This window comes from Thioclava sp. 'Guangxiensis', from assembly GCF_045348365.1.
Lineage (GTDB): Bacteria > Pseudomonadota > Alphaproteobacteria > Rhodobacterales > Rhodobacteraceae > Thioclava > Thioclava kandeliae.
The window spans coordinates 22,437-39,019 of the sequence record NZ_CP155823.1; the positions used below are offsets into that span (position 1 = coordinate 22,437).

Annotated in this window: 16 protein-coding genes; 6 read left to right on the plus strand and 10 right to left on the minus strand. The window is 64.5% G+C overall.

Annotated features, from left to right (window positions below; genetic code table 11):
• Nucleotides 1-249 precede the first annotated feature (249 nt).
• From ABEB22_RS13635 to ABEB22_RS13650, 4 genes are read left to right on the plus strand one after another with little or no spacing between them, the layout of a single operon-like run.
• A complete protein-coding gene (locus tag ABEB22_RS13635; protein WP_349295561.1) occupies nt 250-1,476 on the plus strand; it encodes an NRAMP family divalent metal transporter in 1,227 nt (408 codons plus the stop codon).
• A 37-nt stretch (nt 1,477-1,513) separates the two neighbouring features.
• Nucleotides 1,514-2,275, plus strand: coding sequence for a 5-oxoprolinase subunit PxpA (locus ABEB22_RS13640; protein ID WP_339114846.1), 762 nt, complete (start codon nt 1,514-1,516; stop codon nt 2,273-2,275).
• On the plus strand, nt 2,272-3,834 hold the full coding sequence (locus tag ABEB22_RS13645; protein WP_349295562.1) for a 5-oxoprolinase/urea amidolyase family protein: 1,563 nt from the start codon (nt 2,272-2,274) through the stop codon (nt 3,832-3,834). Before ABEB22_RS13640 ends, ABEB22_RS13645 begins: the two co-directional genes overlap by 4 nt.
• Complete coding sequence (locus tag ABEB22_RS13650) at nt 3,834-5,570, plus strand: biotin carboxylase N-terminal domain-containing protein (RefSeq protein WP_349295563.1); 1,737 nt, start codon at nt 3,834-3,836, stop codon at nt 5,568-5,570. The genes ABEB22_RS13645 and ABEB22_RS13650 overlap by 1 nt, the downstream gene beginning before the upstream one ends.
• Before the next feature lie 79 nt (nt 5,571-5,649).
• Here ABEB22_RS13650 and ABEB22_RS13655 read toward each other — a convergent pair whose 3' ends face one another.
• From ABEB22_RS13655 to ABEB22_RS13685, 7 genes are all read right to left on the minus strand, one after another.
• A complete protein-coding gene (locus ABEB22_RS13655; RefSeq protein WP_349295564.1) occupies nt 5,650-6,909 on the minus strand; it encodes an amidase family protein in 1,260 nt (419 codons plus the stop codon).
• Nucleotides 6,906-7,574 carry a DUF2848 domain-containing protein gene (locus tag ABEB22_RS13660; RefSeq protein WP_349295565.1) on the minus strand — a complete coding sequence of 223 codons (669 nt, stop codon included), beginning with the start codon at nt 7,572-7,574 and terminating at the stop codon, nt 6,906-6,908. The genes ABEB22_RS13655 and ABEB22_RS13660 overlap by 4 nt, the downstream gene beginning before the upstream one ends.
• A 12-nt stretch (nt 7,575-7,586) precedes the next feature.
• Entirely contained in the window at nt 7,587-8,870 is a 1,284-nt protein-coding gene (locus ABEB22_RS13665) for a TRAP transporter large permease (RefSeq protein WP_339114851.1), read from the minus strand.
• On the minus strand, nt 8,867-9,409 hold the full coding sequence (locus ABEB22_RS13670) for a TRAP transporter small permease (RefSeq protein ID WP_339114852.1): 543 nt from the start codon (nt 9,407-9,409) through the stop codon (nt 8,867-8,869). Before ABEB22_RS13670 ends, ABEB22_RS13665 begins: the two co-directional genes overlap by 4 nt.
• Before the next feature lie 14 nt (nt 9,410-9,423).
• Complete coding sequence (locus ABEB22_RS13675) at nt 9,424-10,458, minus strand: TRAP transporter substrate-binding protein (protein WP_349295566.1); 1,035 nt, start codon at nt 10,456-10,458, stop codon at nt 9,424-9,426.
• A 56-nt stretch (nt 10,459-10,514) separates the two neighbouring features.
• The gene (locus ABEB22_RS13680; protein WP_349295567.1) at nt 10,515-11,330 is read right to left on the minus strand and encodes a putative hydro-lyase; all 816 of its coding nucleotides are present in this window, start codon (nt 11,328-11,330) and stop codon (nt 10,515-10,517) included.
• Between the two features lie 89 nt (nt 11,331-11,419).
• Nucleotides 11,420-12,298 carry a LysR family transcriptional regulator gene (locus ABEB22_RS13685; protein ID WP_339114855.1) on the minus strand — a complete coding sequence of 293 codons (879 nt, stop codon included), beginning with the start codon at nt 12,296-12,298 and terminating at the stop codon, nt 11,420-11,422.
• Nucleotides 12,299-12,608: 310 nt separating this feature from the next.
• Between ABEB22_RS13685 and ABEB22_RS13690 the strand changes: the two genes are divergently transcribed.
• The gene (locus ABEB22_RS13690; RefSeq protein ID WP_339114856.1) at nt 12,609-12,791 is read left to right on the plus strand and encodes a hypothetical protein; all 183 of its coding nucleotides are present in this window, start codon (nt 12,609-12,611) and stop codon (nt 12,789-12,791) included.
• A gap of 136 nt (nt 12,792-12,927) precedes the next feature.
• Nucleotides 12,928-13,386 carry a hypothetical protein gene (locus ABEB22_RS13695; protein WP_349295568.1) on the plus strand — a complete coding sequence of 153 codons (459 nt, stop codon included), beginning with the start codon at nt 12,928-12,930 and terminating at the stop codon, nt 13,384-13,386.
• 220 nt (nt 13,387-13,606) lie between these two features.
• Here the strand turns inward: ABEB22_RS13695 and ABEB22_RS13700 are convergent, their stop codons facing one another.
• From ABEB22_RS13700 to ABEB22_RS13710, 3 genes are read right to left on the minus strand one after another with little or no spacing between them, the layout of a single operon-like run.
• On the minus strand, nt 13,607-14,437 hold the full coding sequence (locus ABEB22_RS13700) for a shikimate dehydrogenase (RefSeq protein WP_339114858.1): 831 nt from the start codon (nt 14,435-14,437) through the stop codon (nt 13,607-13,609).
• Nucleotides 14,434-15,930 carry a tripartite tricarboxylate transporter permease gene (locus ABEB22_RS13705; protein ID WP_339115102.1) on the minus strand — a complete coding sequence of 499 codons (1,497 nt, stop codon included), beginning with the start codon at nt 15,928-15,930 and terminating at the stop codon, nt 14,434-14,436. The genes ABEB22_RS13700 and ABEB22_RS13705 overlap by 4 nt, the downstream gene beginning before the upstream one ends.
• Nucleotides 15,930-16,505, minus strand: coding sequence for a tripartite tricarboxylate transporter TctB family protein (locus ABEB22_RS13710; protein WP_349295569.1), 576 nt, complete (start codon nt 16,503-16,505; stop codon nt 15,930-15,932). Before ABEB22_RS13710 ends, ABEB22_RS13705 begins: the two co-directional genes overlap by 1 nt.
• Nucleotides 16,506-16,583 lie beyond the last annotated feature (78 nt).

Here is a 16,583-nt window from a genome sequence, read left to right on the forward strand (position 1 = left end):
GTGTACCTCGTGAAATTTGTGCAAGGGCTCTCATATTTCCGCCACAGGTGCCAGCGATGGTGCAGATTTGGCCGCTATTTGCTACAATCGTGATGAAATAATATGCAGAAATTTAAAAATAGAACGGCAAGACTCGTCTTTTTGTATGATGATATAAAATTATTGTTGAACAATGTGCCGAGCGTAGGCCACGTTTCTCCTAAACGGGAGCAGAGCACGCCTCTCGCATCATCCAAAGGGGAGACCGCATTGTCCGATCAGATCCAACCTGCCCGCCTGAAGCGCCATGCGCTTGTGGCCGCGATTTTCATGATGGCCACATCGGCCATCGGTCCGGGGTTCATTACCCAGACGGCCACATTCACAGGCAAGCTCGGCGCGACCTTCGCCTTTGCCATCCTCGTTTCGATCCTGATCGACTTCGTGGTGCAGATGAACATCTGGCGCATCATCACCCTTTCGCGCCGCCGCGCCGCCGAGATCGCCAATGCAGCCCTGCCCGGAACTGGTTATCTGCTGGCGGTCTTCATCCTGCTGGGCGGGTTCGTGTTCAATGTGGGCAATATCGCGGGGGCAGGGCTTGGCACGAATGCGCTTCTGGGCCTCGACCCCAAGACAGGCGGCGTGATCAGTGCGCTCATCGCGGTTGGCATCTTCCTGTCCAAACGGGCGGGGCTCGTGATGGACCGTGTGGTTGTGGTGCTGGGGCTTGTGATGCTCGCGCTGGTGGTCTTTGTCGCCTGCGTCTCGCATCCGCCGGTGGGAGAGGCTCTGCGTCAGACGATTTTCCCGGACAGTATCGATTTCGCGACCATCGTCACCATCGTGGGCGGCACGATCGGCGGCTATATCACCTATGCGGGTGCGCACCGGCTCCTTGATCAGGGCATGGTAGGCGAGGAGAACCTTCCCTTGGTCACCCGCGCGGCTCTGACCGGTATCGTGGTCACAGGCGTCATGCGCTTCGTGCTTTTTCTAGCCATTCTGGGCGTGGTTTCGGCAGGGCTCGTAATCGATACGTCAGGCCAGAGCGGCAATCCGGCGGCGCAGGCCTTCCGCGCGGCAGCGGGCGATCTTGGGCTGCGGGTGTTCGGCGCGATCCTGTGGGGTGCGGCCATTACCAGTGTGATCGGGGCCGCCTATACCTCGGTCTCCTTCCTGACTGTCTTCCTGCCGCGACTGAGCGAGCGCGGACGGGCGGTGGCCACTGTGGTGTTCATCGCGCTTTCGCTGGCTACATATATCGGGCTGGGCACGGCCCCTGCGGCACTTCTGGTCTTCGCGGGCGGCTTCAACGGGCTGATACTGCCTGTGGGGTTCAGCGTCTTCATGTATGTGGGCTGGGCGCGCCCCGATCTTCTGGGGGGGTATCGCTCGCCACGCTGGCTGCTGGTCTCGGGGACGCTTGTCTGTGTGCTGACCTGGTATATGGGCCTGAAATCGGTCGGCGCGATCTTTGCCTTCCTGGGCCAGTAATCGCGACACCGGAAAGAGAGCGAGGAGGAAAGAAAAGATGGATCTCAATAGCGATCTCGGCGAGAGCTTCGGCGCTTGGGCAATGGGCGATGATGCGGCCATGCTCGACATCGTCACCTCGGCCAATGTGGCCTGCGGTTTCCATGCCGGTGATCCGGCAGGCATCCTGCGCACCCTCGAACGCGCGGCCGAGCGCGGCGTGGCGGTGGGGGCGCATGTGGGCTACCGCGATCTGGCGGGGTTCGGCCGGCGCAATATGGATGTGTCCTCCGAGGATCTGACCGCCGAGGTGATTTACCAGATCGGGGCGCTCGATGCGCTGGCGCGGGTGGCGGGCACGCGGGTATCCTATGTAAAACCGCATGGCGCGCTCTATAACACGATCGCCCATGATGCCCGTCAGGGGCAGGCCGTGATCGCGGCGCTCAAGGCGCTTGGCGGGGATCTGGTGCTGATGGCGCTGGCAGGCAGCCCGCTTGTGGCGCGGGCGCGGGCACAGGGACTGAGCGTGGTGGGTGAGGCCTTCGCCGACCGCGCCTATACGCCCGAGGGCACGCTGGTCTCGCGCAAGGAGGCAGGGGCCGTTTTGCATGATCCCGCGCATGTGGCACAGCGCATGCGCCGCTTTGCCCGCGAGGGGGTGATCGAGGCGATTGACGGGAGCCTCGTCACGCTTGATGCGGGCTCGATCTGTGTTCATGGCGACAGCCCTGATGCGGTGGCCATGGCGCGATGCATCCGTGACCTTCTTGCCGCTGACGGCGTGGCGCTCGGGGCTTTCGCGAGGGCGGGCGCATGAGGGTCCTTCCGGTCGCCCTCGAGGCCGTTCTGGTCGAGCTGGACAGCCTCGAGGAGGTGTTGGCCCTTCACGAGAGCCTGCGCGAGGCCCCGCTTGCGGGTGTCACCGAGATGGTGCCTGCCGCCCGAACCCTCTTCATCGGGTTCGACCCGCTGGTTCAGGGCGGCGACCGGATCGCGGCAGAGGTCGCGCGGCGCGACCTGACCCCGCGCGCGCAAGGCCCCGCGCGCCTGCGCGAGCTGCCTACGCGCTATGATGGCGAGGATCTCGCCGAAGTGGCGGCCCTTACGGGGCTGAGCGTGGCAGAGGTTATCGCGCGACATCAATCACAGCCATGGACCGTCGCCTTTTGCGGTTTTGCGCCGGGCTTTGGCTATATGACCGGAGGGGATCCCGCGCTCGATGTGCCCCGCCGCCAGAGCCCGCGCACACGGATTCCGGCGGGAGCGGTGGCGCTTGCAGGCAAGTTTAGCGGCGTCTATCCCAAAGCGAGCCCCGGTGGCTGGCAGATCATCGGCACCACCGATGTGCCGATGTGGGACCTCTCCCGTGATCCGCCGGCTTTCCTGCAGCCCGGTGATCATGTGCAATTCACACAGGCCCGCGGCAAGAGCCACCCTGTCGTCCTGCCTATGCCCGAGACCCGCCCTGCGCCCGCGCAGGGCACGGGCTTCAGGGTCACCGCCTCCCCGTTTCCGGCGCTCTTTCAGGATCTGGGCCGGTCGGGGCAGGCGGGGCAGGGTGTATCGGCCTCGGGTGTGCTCGACCGGCACGCGTTTCGTGCGCTCAACCGGATGCTGGGCAATGCGCCGGGCACGCCTGCAATCGAGTTGACAGGCGGAGGGTTTGCCTTCCGTGCCGAGGAGACAGCAGTGATCGCGGTGACGGGGGCGCCCTGCGCGGTGAAAGTCAATGGCTGGAACCTCGGTTCCCATGCGCCGCTTGCGCTCGATGCGGGCGATCATGTGGAGATCGGTGCGCCGCTATCGGGGCTGCGCAGCCTTCTCGGCGTGCGTGGCGGGTTCGATGTCGAGCGGATCATGGGCTCTGCTACCCGTGATACCTTGGCCGAGGTCGGGCCCGAGCCGCTTGGCGCGGGGGCGGTTCTGGGGCTTGCACATGCGCGCGCGGGGGCTGTCGAGCCCGCCCTCTCCTCGCCCGAGTTGCCCAGACCCGGCGAAACCGTGGTGCTGGATGTGGTGATGGGTCCGCGCACCGACTGGTTTTCGCCCGAAACCGTGGCGGCGCTCTCGGGCCAGCTCTGGGAGGTCACGCCGCAGTCCTCGCGGGTGGGCATCCGGCTCTCCGGCGAGGCGCTGACCCGCGAGGATGCGCGCGAGCTGCCCTCCGAGGGCACAGCCACGGGCGCGCTGCAGGTGCCGCATTCGGGCCAGCCCGTGCTGTTTCTGGCAGACCACCCCCTGACGGGGGGCTATCCGGTGATCGGTTCGGTTGCCAGCTACCATCTCGATCTGGCGGGGCAGATCCCGCCCGGCGCGAAGATCCGGTTCAATCCGCTCGCGCCCTTTGCCGAAATTCTTTCTCGAGGATCCAAGTGATGAAGACTGTTCTGATTGCCAACCGTGGCGAAATTGCCCTGCGTGTGGTGCGGGCCTGCCGAGATTACGGGGTGGCCTCCATCGCCGTTTACGCGGATGCGGATGCCGATGCGCCTTTCGTGCGCGCGGCCGATCGTGCCTTTGCGCTGCCGGGGGCCAAGCCGTCGGAGACCTATCTCAATATCGACGCATTGCTCGAGATCGCGCACCGCGCGGGTGCGGATGCGGTGCATCCGGGCTACGGGTTTTTGTCGGAAAGCGCTGAATTCGCCCACGCCGTGCAGGCGGCGGGACTGGTCTGGATCGGGCCTGATCCGCAGGTGATCACCGAACTGGGGGACAAGGTGGCTGCGCGCCGGATTGCCATGAAGGTAGGCGCTCCTCTGGTGCCGGGCACCGAAGGGCCGGTGGCAGGGCCCGAGGAGGCTGTCGCATTTGCCCATGCCCATGGCCTGCCGATCGCCATTAAGGCCGCGCATGGCGGCGGCGGACGGGGTATGCGGGTCGCGCGCGAGATGGCAGAGATCACCGAGCTGTTCCATGCGGCACGGCGCGAGGCGGAGACGGCCTTTGGCAATGGCGCCTGCTATGTCGAGCGGTTCCTCGACCGCCCGCGCCATGTCGAGGCGCAGGTCATCGCCGACCGCCATGGCAATGTGGTGGTGCTGGGCACGCGCGACTGTTCGCTCCAGCGCCGCAACCAGAAGCTCGTCGAGGAAGCGCCCGCGCCCTTCCTCAGCGATGACCAGCGCGCCCGTATCCACGAAGCCGCCCGCGCGATCTGTGCGGAGGCGGGCTATAGCGGGGCGGGGACGGTCGAGTTCCTGCTGGGTCAGGACGGGATGATCTCCTTCCTCGAGGTGAATACCCGCCTGCAGGTCGAGCATCCGGTGACCGAGGAGACCGCCGGCATCGATCTGGTGATCGAGCAGCTGCGGGTGGCCGAAGGCCTGGCCTTGCGCCTGACCGAAACGCCCGCGCCGCGCGGTCATTCCATCGAGTTCCGCATCAATGCCGAGGATCCCGCGCGGGGCTTCCTGCCCACGCCCGGTCCGATCACCCGCTTTGACGCGCCCTCGGGGCCAGGGGTGCGCATCGATAGCGGTGTCGAGGCGGGTGGCGTTGTGCCGCAGAGCTTCGACAGTTTGATGGCTAAGCTGGTGGTCTGGGGGCCGGATCGGGCGAGCGCCATTGCCCGTGCGCGCCGCGCGCTTGCCGAGTTCCGCATCGAGGGGGTCGCCTCGGTGCTGCCCTTCCACCGTGCAGTGATCGAGGCGCCGGAATTTACCGACCCTGACGGGTTTGCGGTCCATACCCGCTGGATCGAGACCGATTTTGCCGCGCCGCTCGAAGCGGCGTTGCGGGTGAGCCCGCGCCCCGAGACGGTGCTGCGCGGGCCCGTGGAGATTGATGGCGAGATCCGCGAGATCGGGTTCAGTGCGGCATTGCTTGATCGGCTGGCGGCGCGCCTCGGCACGGTGACGGCCTCCGCCACGACCGTCGAGCAGACCGGCGCTGCCTCGGAGGCAGGCGCGGTAACGGCGCCGATCACCGGTCAGCTGCAGTCTTGGGCGGTCGAGGATGGGGCGCAGGTGCGCGAAGGCGACACTCTTGCGGTGATGGAAGCCATGAAGATGGAGACGCCCGTTCTGGCGCCCTCGGCGGGCTGCGTCACCCGCCGAGGGGTTGCGGGCGCTACGGTCGGTGCGGGTGAGGTGATCGCTGTTATCTCCTGAACCGCTTATCCGGTCAAAGTTACGGGCCGCGTTTGATACGCGGCCCGTAAACGCCTGTTATCCGTGAGTGGACAGGCGGTTAGGCAATCGTTTCGGCAGCTTGCAGCAAAAGCGCATCGCGGCCTTTGGGGGCAAAGAGCATCAGCATCGAATAAGCGGGAGACAGATCTCCGCTGGGCAGGCTGATGGCGCAGCCATCGACCAGATTGACGAGCGAGGTATTGCGCAGCATCGCGGCATTGAGCCGGTCGAATTCCGCCTCGGTCGCCTCGATACTGGGCGGCAGCATCGGCAGGGTCGGCGCGAGGGCCATATCGAAGCCCGCCATGAGCGCCTCGAAACGCGCGACCACCTCTCCGCGCGCGGCTTTTGCTTCGGCCAATGCGCCGTCGGGGAGGGTTTCGGCGAACCGGATCCGCGAGAGCACGCGCGGATCGCCGATCTCCTCGAGCCGCGCGAGATCGTCATGGTAGATCGCCAGTGCCTCGGCCGCGACGATGGTCTTGTTGAGCACCATTGCCGCCCCGATCGCCTCCATATCAACCTCGGTCAGGCTATGGCCCTGCGCGCGCAGCGCGGCAAGACGGGCCTCGAACCATCGGGCGACCTCGGGGGCGAGATCATTGGTGAACGCGCCTTGCGGCACGGCGATCTTCAGCGGACCGACGGGGTGGACCGGCAGCGGTTCTCCCGCCATCACCTCCAGCACACGGCGCAGGGTATCGGCATCGCGGGCCATCGGGCCTGCGGTATCGAAGCTGCCCGCCAGAGGGTAGATACCGGTGGCATCGACCAGATCCTGACTGGGTTTGATCCCCCAGATCCCGTTGGCCGCCGCCGGAATGCGCAGTGAGCCACCCGTATCGGTGCCGAGTGCCGCATCGCAGAGCCCAAGCCCCACGCTGACCGCGCCGCCCGAGGACGAACCGCCGGGGATGATGCCTTGGGCCAGCGCGCTTTCAGGGGTGCCGTGATGGGGATTGAGCCCCACACCCGAATAGGCGAATTCCGACATCGAGGTGCGCCCGAACATCAGCGCGCCGGCCGCCTTGAGCCGTGCGACCGCCTCGGCATCACGGCTGGCGGGTGGACGCTCCGCCAGCAGGCGCGAGCCCGCAGATGTCACTTGCCCCGCCTCGTCATAGAGATCCTTGACCGAGACCAGCAACCCGAAAAGCGGCATGTCCTCTCCCGCCAGATGGCGGCGGGTAAGTTCCGCGGCTTCGGTGCGGATGCGTTCGGGCGAGAACTCGGTAAAGATCGCGCGTCGGGTGGCCTCGGGCAGGGCGGCGACCTTTGCAAGGGCCGCCTCCACCACAAGCATCAGATCGATGCTCATGCGATATCCGCCAGAGAGACGCTGTCATATTCGTGGGTGATGGTGCGACCCAGAACCGGATCGCGCATCTCCATGCGGAAACGCGGGGCCGGACGCACGCCACCAATAGCGCCGAAGGTGCCGCAGAGCATACCCACGGCCCCGTTCTGCGCGAGATCGGCCAGACCCGAACCGTCGATCAGATCGGTCAGCGGGCGGATGCTCGCCAGCGTGCCCTCCTGATAGAGAACCCAGTCGCCGCCCTCGAAGATATAGGACCGCATCTCGATCTCTTCGAGATGGTCCTCGACCTCGGCCCAGGGCCAGAGGGCGGTGGCGCAGGGTTTGGCGCAGACCTGTTTCGACATCGCCACAGAATGCGCCTCGAGCGCGCGGTCGGTATGGTCCGAGGCCATGCCCAGATAGCGCTCGGCGCCCGTCTGCACGATGAGCGGTTCGACCTCGCCCGAACTGTCGGCGCCCACCACCTCTATCTCGGAGGCTTGGGTCAGCAGCGGCGCCGAGACGCGGTAGTATAGCGGCGTGGTCGAGGGCGGCGCCACCCCAAGGGCGGCCAGTTCCTCGATATGATGGGCGATGGCATCGGCATTGCGCCCCGTCCAGCCCGCGACGATCAGATTGGAAAATGCGATAGGCAGGGTGCGCCCGTTGACGGAAAACAGCATGATATATCCTGATCAGAGAAGGGAGGGGAGCCAGAGCGCCAGTTGCGGCACGGCGACCAGAAGGGCAATCATGACGAGCATCACGCAGACATAGGGGATCACGCCCATGATGACCTGATTGAGCGAACCGGATTTGCGTGCCGATTGCACGACAAAGAGGTTGAGGCCGACAGGCGGGGTGATCAGCGCCATCTCGATCAGCACGATCATCAGCACGCCGAACCAGACCTTGTCATAGCCGAGCCCCGCGATCACCGGCACGATGATCGGAATGGTGGCGACCATCAGCGAGAGCGTTTCGATGAAGAAGCCCAGAACCAGATAGAGCGCGATCACCAGAAGGAGCGTGCCGAAGGGCGAGAGGCCTGTATTCGACAGAAGATCGGTCAGCGCGCGCCCCAGACCTGCCGAGGTCATGGCAAAGTTGAGGAAATAGGCGCCGGTGATCACCAGCATGATCATCGCGGTGATGCGCACGGTGCCGGTCAGCGCCTCGGTGACCATCTTGGTGGTCAGGCCGGTGCCGAGTGTCATGGCGATCAGCGTGGCGATCACCACCCCGATGGCGGCGGATTCCGTGGGCGTGGCCCAGCCCGCATAGATCGAGCCGATCACCACCGTGAAGAGGATCGCGATCGGGATCAGCTCCAAGAGGCTCTTCCCCCGCTCGGCCCAGCTGAAGCTGCGCGACGGGCCGCCAAGCGAGGGTCTGATGGCGCAGATGATCGCGGTGACCACCACAAAGCCGAGCGCCATCAGCACACCGGGCACGAGACCGGCGGAGAAGAGCTGCGGGATCGAGGTCTCGGTCAGGAAGCCATAGACGATGAGGTTGATGGACGGCGGGATCAGAATGCCCAGCGTGCCGCCTGCGGCGATGGCGCCGGAGAAGAGCCGCGGGTCATAGTTCAGACGTTCGGCCTGCGGCATGGCCACGGTGGCCACGGTGGCGGCGGTGGCTACCGAGGAGCCGGAGGTGGCCGAGAACATGGTGGCGGTGGCGATATTGGCATGGACCAGCCCGCCCGGCAGCCATGACAGCCATTTGTCGAGCGCGCCATAGGTGCGGGCGGCGACGCCTCCGCGCACGAGGATCTCGCCCAGCAGAACGAAACAGGGAATGGCGATGAGGGTGGAGGAGGCCGAGGAGGACCAGACCACCTGACCCAGCCCGCGCAGGAGCGGGAAGGCAGAAAAGATCTCGCCCACGCCGATGCCAAGGATGAAGAGCACGATCCCTACGGGGATCGACAGGGCCATCAGCCCCAGAAGGGAAATTGCGACACTGCCGATCATAGGTCCGTCTCCGATCCAAGGCCTAAGGTGGCGTCAAAGCCCGCGCGGTTACGGTTCCACAGATAGGCGATGCCGATGAGCGAGAGCGCGGTCGTGGTCAGCGCGAACCACATCCAGCCCGCAAACCAGATGCCTTGCGGGATCCATAGGGGCGTCTCGAGGGGGGTATTGGCGCGCGAGCCGCGGCTGAGGGTCTTCTCGAGCACCGGCCAGCAATGGACCGCGATCAGCACAACCACACCATTGGTGACGATCTGCGCGAACAGGTCCATGGCGGCCTGTCCGCCACGGGCCAGTTTCTGGCGGATGAAATCGATGCGCACATGGGCGCGATCGACCAGAGCGCAGGCGAGACCCCAGCTGGACAGCGCTGCCATCACATAGCTCGAGATCTCGTCCGATCCGCCCAGCGAATGGCTCAGCTTGCGGGCGACCACATCGGCGAGGATGAATAGGACGGTGATCACCACAACCGCCCCCAAGACAAGCGCAACGATCCGGTTGGCGCGCCGGAGCGCGCCATCAATTTTGTCCAGCATGGGGAATGCTCCGATCAGCCGTCGATCTTGACGCCGAAGGTGGCGCCTACGCTGTCATTCCAGCGGGTGACCCATTCGCTGCCTGCGCGCGATACCCAGTCGGGCAGCACGACATCGGTCAGGATCTTGAGCGCCTCGGCCTTATCCGCGTCGGAGGGCTCGACGAGGATCATATGCTGCGCCTCGCCCGATGTGCACTCGCCCTTGCCGGTCAGGCAGGCGATGTCGTTTTCCAGCCCCCCCTGTGCGGCCGCCCATGCCGGTGCTTCCAGACCTTCGGCCACAGCCGATTTCAGCGTGGTCTGCTGCTCGGCCGAGAGATCGTCGAACTTGTCTTTGTTCATGGCGATCACGACCGGATCCCAGCCACCGAGGGGCAGCGTCAGGAGGTGGTCGGAGACCTCGGCCCAGCCCGCCGAATAGCCCGAGCCCGCGCCGGTGACGGCGCAATCGATCACACCGCGCTCGAGCGAGCCCGGCACTTCGGAGAAGGCGATATTGATGCCTTCCGCACCAAGGGCCTCGAGGAATTTGGTGGTCATGCGGCCCGAGCCACGGACCTTCTTGCCCTTGAGATCGGCCAGCGAGTTGACCTCGCCCTTGCAGAAGACGACCTGCGGCGGATAGGGGGCGATGCCCAGCAGCTCGGCATCGAAACGCTGGTGCATGATATCGGCGACCATCGGGCGCGCGGCCTCGACCATCTTCTGCGCGTCGGCGGCATCGGTGGCTAGGAGCGGCACATCGAGCCCTTCGAGCTCGGGCGCATCCCCCACGGTATAATCGCCCACCGTCGCCCCGATATCGAAGACGCCATCGCCCAGCATGCGGAACACATCCGCGCCCTGGATGCCCATCTGATCGAAGCTCGTCAGCTGCGCATCGAACTCGCCCTTGGACAGCTCGGGCAGCTTGTCGGTCCAGAAGGGGGTCTCGAAATTCTTGTAGAGCGGCAGGTTGCTCCAGCTCCCGACGACATTGAGCGTTTCGGCAAATGTCGGGGAGGCCAGCAGGGTGGCCGCGATCAGGGTGGATGTTAGGGTTTTCATGGAGTGTCTCCTGTTGGGATATTCTTTATTTTGGTTGGTTGGTTGGTGGGGGGCTGTCAGGCCCCCGGGCGGGCCTGGACCCCGCGCAGGCGGCGCTCGGCCTGCCCTGCGGGGATGTCGGTCACGAGCATGTAGCCCGGAGCATGGGTGATGGCGAAAGCGGGTTTTGCAGCAAAGATCGCGGCTTGCGGGGTCACGCCGCAGGCCCAGAAGACGGGGATGTCGCCCTCTTCGATCACCGGAGCATCGCCGTAATCGGGGGTCATGATATCGGAGATGCCGATCAGGGCCGGATCGCCAAGATGCACGGGTGCGCCATGGGCCAGCGGCAGGCTTGCGCAGATCTGCACCGCTTCGATGGCGGCAGCGGCGGGCATGGCGCGCATCGACACGACCACCGGGCCTTCGAAGGGGCCAGCAGGGCGCGTCGGGATATTGGTGCGGTACATCGGCACATTGCGACCCGCGCTCTGGTGGCGCACGGGCAGGCCCGCCTGCACCAGCGCGTCCTCGAAGCTGAACGAACAGCCGATGGCGAAGCTCACCAGATCGTCGCGCCACAGATCGGCGATGTCGACAGGCTCCCCGACGAGCGCGCCATCATGCCAGACGCGGTAACGCGAGAGATCGTGGCGCAGGTCGATTCCGTTGCCGAGACTGGGCAGGGAGGGGTCGCCCGGTGCGCCCACGGCCAGCAGCGGGATCGGTTGCGGATTGGCTTGGGCAAATCGCAGAAACGCAGCGGCCTCGGCCTCGGGCAGGATCACCAGATTGGCCTGTAGCGCATCCCCACCCACGCCGGAGGTGGGTCCGGTAAAACGTTGCGCACGGATTTCGGCGCGCAGAATGCGCGGATTTTGCAGATCGGTCATGATTTTTCCCTGTTGTTGACCCCAGTTTTGAACGCATAACTGATTTTATCAACGACGTTTATTTCTTCAGTTCCGATCTAATTATGAGATCAGTCTGCGGCCGCGACAGCCGCAAGCGTCACCTCTTTGCCAATTTTTCCGGCGCGTTCGGGCAGATGGCAGATCGCGAATTCGAGATCGGGGAGTTGGGCGTCTTCGGTGACACGAAGCTCACGGATGTCGGCATGCGGCCATGTCGCCACGATGTCATGGGGAAGCGTGCCGATGCCGAATCCCTGCCGCACAAGATGCAGGACCGTGGCCAGCGAGGCGGAGCCATGCACGGCGAGCGCCTCGTGCGCCCAAGGCGATAGAAGTTGAACGATGGCGCGATGGGGCAGCGTGGATTTCGGGAAGGAGACGATCGGCAAGCGCGCCAGATCGCGCAGGGTCGCGGGCTCGGGCAGGTCGAAATGTTGGCGCGAGACATACCAGCCGTGGCGGACCGGTGGCAGCGGGGTCAGGTCGGCCCCGCGCGGAGCCAGATCGCGCAAGAGGATGACGATATCAAGCTCGTCCGCCAGCAGCGCCTCGCTCATATGGTCTGATGTATCGATCGAGATCTCGAAGCGTAGAAGGGGGTGACGGCTGCGCAGCATGGTCAGCATGCGTGGCAGGATTGTGTGGGTCATCGTCTCGGCTACCCCAAGGCGCACTACCCCCGCCATGACACCCTGTGTCAGTTCGTTGAGGATGCGCTCCCGGCTTTCCAGAAGCGTTTCTGCCTCGTCGAGGAGCCTGCGCCCGACCGCGGTGAGCCGTACCCCACGTCCGGCTTTCTCGAAGATCGAGATCTTCAACCTGTCCTCGAGATGGTGGATGCGGCGCGAGATGGCCGATTGCGCGATCCCCGTCTGGTCGGATGCGGCACGGAACCCCCCATGGCGGGTGATCGCGCGGATCATTTCGATATCGCGAAACTCGAACATGGCAGGGCTCCGGTGGGTAGGGGGCAGTTGTCTGGATCCGCCCGAAACTAGAGCAGGCGCGGGCTCCGGTCCATCGGGATGATCGATTCTGCGCCACAGGGTCGCGCGGGGATGGCCGGCCGCTCCGGTTTGGCGGCTCCCGGATGTCTCTATGCCAAGCGTTTTAGTCAGGTTAAAATCCCTGACAGAATGTATCAACTATTTGTTTTTGTTGACTTATATCTTCTTTGGGGCTATCTTCCTCTCAATCACCGGCAAGAGGGCTATCCCGCCCGCCGATCTGTCGAGATCACACCCGAAAGGAAACAACATGACCAAGACCTGTTCCGACTGCGCCTTCTTCGAGGACCACAAGACCAACGCAGCGGCCGCCGCGGATGATGCGGGCCTGTGCCGCTTCAACCCGCCCGTTTCGCAGCCTGACGCTTCGGCCCATGGCTTGTGGCCGGTGGTGAAGACCGATGACTGGTGCGGCCATTTCGAGGCTGAATGAGCTTTTGGCTCTCGGATATCATGCAAAGAGGGCGCTCCATTGGAGCGCCCTCTTTTTTCTTAAAGACAATGATTAGGGGCCTCTTGCTTTTTCCGAGTATTTTTGTCAAGTTAATTTCCGAAGCAAGGAGATACCTATGTCCCAGACGCGAAACGCGCAGATCCAGCCTGACAGATCGGGCATCCTGACCACCGGCTTTCCCAAGAGCGCGCTTCTGCGCGTGTTCCGGCTTCAGATGCAAAGCATTGATGTGCCTGCCAAACACGGCTGGATGCGCGCGCTTGCCTATGCGCAGCAGGTCTGGGGACGGCCGATAGGCGCACAGGTATTCTCTGAAATGGCTGTATTGATGGACCGCGTGATGACGGCCCGTCGCTCGCCCATGGGCTACGGTAACCCCGATTGCGAATGCTGCGCGAACCGGATCAACCCTCTGGAGGGTTATCTGCTCAATGTCATTGCGGCGCAGTGGGCGGGCAAACCCGCACAGGCCGAAGGGTTCGCGCTTTTCCTCTCCGAGGCCAATGGTCCCGACCAACTCGTCAAAGCCGCCGCGCGGGTGGCGGGCCTTCTTCCCAAACCGCAGGCAAACTGAACCGAAGCCCCGAACGGGCCCCGACTGCGTTGTCACGGGCAACATGCAGCGATCCAAACGGTCGCGGGTGCCTTGCGAGGCGCGCAAGGCCTGCGTGGTCAGGTGGCTCTAGGCAGGCGGGGCGCATGGCCCCAAGATCACGGCGGGCCAATGGCGGGTGCCGTGGCAAAGGTCCGTGCGTATCGGTTCGATCGCGGCATTCTCAGGCCGGTTGGAGGTGTCAGCCGCCGAGAGCCGTGCGCAGAGGGGGTTCGTCGACGTCTTTGCCCGAGAAGATGCGCCAGGCATCGACGCCTTGATAGAAGAAGAGCTCCCAGCCTGAAATCCGGACCAGTCCGAGAGCTTCCGCGCTTTGCATGAACTCGGTCTCACGCGGAGTATAGACGGCATCGAAGGCCCACTGCGCGCCTTCCATCGCCGCGCGCGCCAAAGGCGTGCCGCCGCGACCCGACATGCCCAGCGGAGTGCAGTTGATCAGCCCCTCTGCGCCGCTTGCGGCAGAGGCTGCATCGTCCTCCACGCGGATCTCCGTGTCGGGGCGGGTGCTGCGCAGAACGCGGGCAAGCGCCTCGGCCTTGGCGCGGTCGCGATCAACCAGCCGGATCTCGGGCGCACCGAGCGCCAGCAATCCGAAGGCCACGGCCCGACCCACGCCGCCAGTGCCGACCATTAGCACAGGACCGGGTGCGGCCTCGCCGCGGATGGTGCGGTAGGCGCGGATGAAACCGGTATAATCGGTGTTGAAGCCGCGCGGCCCGTCACTGTCGAAACGCACCGTGTTACAGGCGCCCATTGCCTGCACCAGCGGGTCCTCGATGGTCAGTTGTGGAACCACCAATTCCTTGTAGGGATAGGTGATATTGGTGCCGCGATAGCCCAGAGCGGGAAGGGATGCGAAAATCTCGTCCCAGCTCCGGCCCATCTCCTGTGGAACGAGCAGGTCATAGCGCACCTCGATCCCTGCCTGCGCGCCCGCGAACCTATGCAGCTTGGGCGAGGAGGAGGCCGCAATATGATCGCCAATCAGCCCCAGAAGTAGTGTGGTGCTCATGCTTTGCCTTTCTTCCGCAGCTTGGTCCAGATCGGTGTCTGGCTCAGGAATATGACGATAACGGCGACAAACAGCGTCAGCGAGAGCGGGCTTGTCAGAATGCCCATGAAGAACTGGCCCAGATCCTCGCGTTCCGAGATGATCGCGCGGCGCCAGTTGTCGTCCAGTAGACGCGACAGGATCACACCGAGGATCACCGGACCCAACGGATAACCGTAATGGCGCATGAAATAGCCCACGATCCCGAAGCCCAGCATCCAGTAGACATCGGTCACCGAGTTGTTCACTGCATAGGCCCCCACGATCGACAGCAGCAGGATCAGCGGGATCAGCACCGAGCGCGGCATCTCGACGATCTTGGTGAAGATCCTGATCCCCGTCAGGCCGAAGAGCAACATGAAGAAATTGGCCGTGACCAGAGCGCCAACGATGAACCAGAACATATCGGGCTGTTCGACCATCAGCATCGGGCCGGGGTTGAGGCCATGGATGAAGAGCGCCCCGATCATGATCGCGGTCACCGCATCGCCCGGAATGCCCAGCGTCATCATCGGGATGAAGGCCCCGCCCACGGCGGCGTTATTGGCGGTCTCGGGGGCGACAAGCCCCTCGATGGCGCCTTGGCCGAAGGGACGGGAGGGTTTCTTGGTGACGCGTTTGGCGTGGTCATAGGCCATGAGCGCCGCAATATCGCCGCCGGTGCCCGGAAGTGCGCCGATCAACACGCCGATGGTGGAGGTCTGCAGGCTGAGCGGCAGATGCTTGCGGATGGTGCCGAAGGAGGGCACGATGCGCGAGAGCGTCTGGCGCATGGCTTTGCTATCGACATGGTGGAGCTGCATCAGCGCCTCGGACACGCCGAACATCCCGATCATCACCGGAATGAAGGAGATCCCGTCGGTCAGCAGCGGAATGTCGAAGGTGAAGCGCTCGTCGAAGGTCAGCGGGTCCATGCCCACCGCGCCGATCGCGATGCCGAAGGCACCGGCAAAGATCCCCTTGATGAGCGAGCCCTGCGAGAGCGAGCCCACAAGCAGGATGCCCAGAACGGCCAACAGCATATAGTCGCGCGGCTGGAAGGTCAGCGCGAATTTCGACACCGAGGGTGCCAGAAGGGCCAGCACGGCAATGCCCACGAAGCCGCCGAAGAAAGACATGACAGTTGTGATGCCGATGGCCTCGCCCGCCTCACCGCGCTGCGCCATCGGGTAGCCATCCATCGCAGTGGCAATGGCCGAGGGTGCACCGGGGATGTTGAGCAGGATCGCCGTGCGCGAGCCGCCATAGACCCCGCCCATATAGATGCCGATCATCAGCGAGATCGCGGGCAGCACGTCCCAGGAGAAGGTGAAGGAGATCAGGATCGACACCGCCATGGTGACCGATAGTCCGGGAATGGCGCCGATATAGACGCCTGCGAAAGTGCCGACCCCCACCAGCAAGAGCAGCTCGGGTTGGGTGAAAACCGTCAGGAATGCCATGAGCGTCTCCATCATTTGCCTCCACCGATAAGGGTGCGGACGGCCTGCAGGATCTCGGCCTCGGGCACGATGCCTGCGGGCATCAGCACGGTGAAGACGATGCGGAAGACCAGATAGATCACCGCGAGCGTGCCTAGCGACACCGCCAGCGTGAAGCCCCAGCCGCGACGGGAGAGGAGCTTGATGGCGGCGATCAGAAATAATGCCGATGTCGGCAGGAAGCCCAGAGGCTCAAGCACAATTCCGTAGAGCACCAGAAACGCCGCCAGCACCAGCACCAGCGGCGGCAGGATGTCGCCCGTGAGCGTTTCGGTCTCGGTTTTCGGCAGGCGGGCGGTTTTCCAGCCGATCACGAGGGCGCTCACCAGCATGACGGCCGCGGTGGCCATGGGCACCGCGCCCGCGCTCGAGAGGCTGTCGAAGCCCGCGATCCCGTAGGCGTTCCAGAGCAGGGCGCCGCTGAACAGGACCAGAATGGCGGTGAAGATGCGCTCGCCCGGTCGGCGATGGGTGGCATCGCCTCCCGGTGTCGCATCGGATGACCCGTCCAGTGACGCGTCATGCTGGTGGTGAAGATGATCTTTCATCTTTCCTCCGGAATGTTTGGCAAACGGGACGGGCGCGCCTGAACGCGGGCACTGCCCCCAAGGAAAAAGCCGGACCCG

Bases quoted from the DNA above. Each gene is read 5' to 3' on its own strand.
- ABEB22_RS13640 (WP_339114846.1), top strand. From the start codon at position 1,514: ATGGATCTCAATAGCGATCTCGGCGAGAGCTTCGGCGCTTGGGCAATG.
- ABEB22_RS13645 (WP_349295562.1), top strand. From the start codon at position 2,272: ATGAGGGTCCTTCCGGTCGCCCTCGAGGCCGTTCTGGTCGAGCTGGAC.
- ABEB22_RS13650 (WP_349295563.1), top strand. From the start codon at position 3,834: ATGAAGACTGTTCTGATTGCCAACCGTGGCGAAATTGCCCTGCGTGTG.
- ABEB22_RS13655 (WP_349295564.1), bottom strand. From the start codon at position 6,909: ATGAGCATCGATCTGATGCTTGTGGTGGAGGCGGCCCTTGCAAAGGTC.
- ABEB22_RS13660 (WP_349295565.1), bottom strand. From the start codon at position 7,574: ATGCTGTTTTCCGTCAACGGGCGCACCCTGCCTATCGCATTTTCCAAT.
- ABEB22_RS13665 (WP_339114851.1), bottom strand. From the start codon at position 8,870: ATGATCGGCAGTGTCGCAATTTCCCTTCTGGGGCTGATGGCCCTGTCG.
- ABEB22_RS13670 (WP_339114852.1), bottom strand. From the start codon at position 9,409: ATGCTGGACAAAATTGATGGCGCGCTCCGGCGCGCCAACCGGATCGTT.
- ABEB22_RS13675 (WP_349295566.1), bottom strand. From the start codon at position 10,458: ATGAAAACCCTAACATCCACCCTGATCGCGGCCACCCTGCTGGCCTCC.
- ABEB22_RS13680 (WP_349295567.1), bottom strand. From the start codon at position 11,330: ATGACCGATCTGCAAAATCCGCGCATTCTGCGCGCCGAAATCCGTGCG.
- ABEB22_RS13685 (WP_339114855.1), bottom strand. From the start codon at position 12,298: ATGTTCGAGTTTCGCGATATCGAAATGATCCGCGCGATCACCCGCCAT.
- ABEB22_RS13690 (WP_339114856.1), top strand. From the start codon at position 12,609: ATGACCAAGACCTGTTCCGACTGCGCCTTCTTCGAGGACCACAAGACC.
- ABEB22_RS13695 (WP_349295568.1), top strand. From the start codon at position 12,928: ATGTCCCAGACGCGAAACGCGCAGATCCAGCCTGACAGATCGGGCATC.
- ABEB22_RS13700 (WP_339114858.1), bottom strand. From the start codon at position 14,437: ATGAGCACCACACTACTTCTGGGGCTGATTGGCGATCATATTGCGGCC.
- ABEB22_RS13705 (WP_339115102.1), bottom strand. From the start codon at position 15,930: ATGGAGACGCTCATGGCATTCCTGACGGTTTTCACCCAACCCGAGCTG.
- ABEB22_RS13710 (WP_349295569.1), bottom strand. From the start codon at position 16,505: ATGAAAGATCATCTTCACCACCAGCATGACGCGTCACTGGACGGGTCA.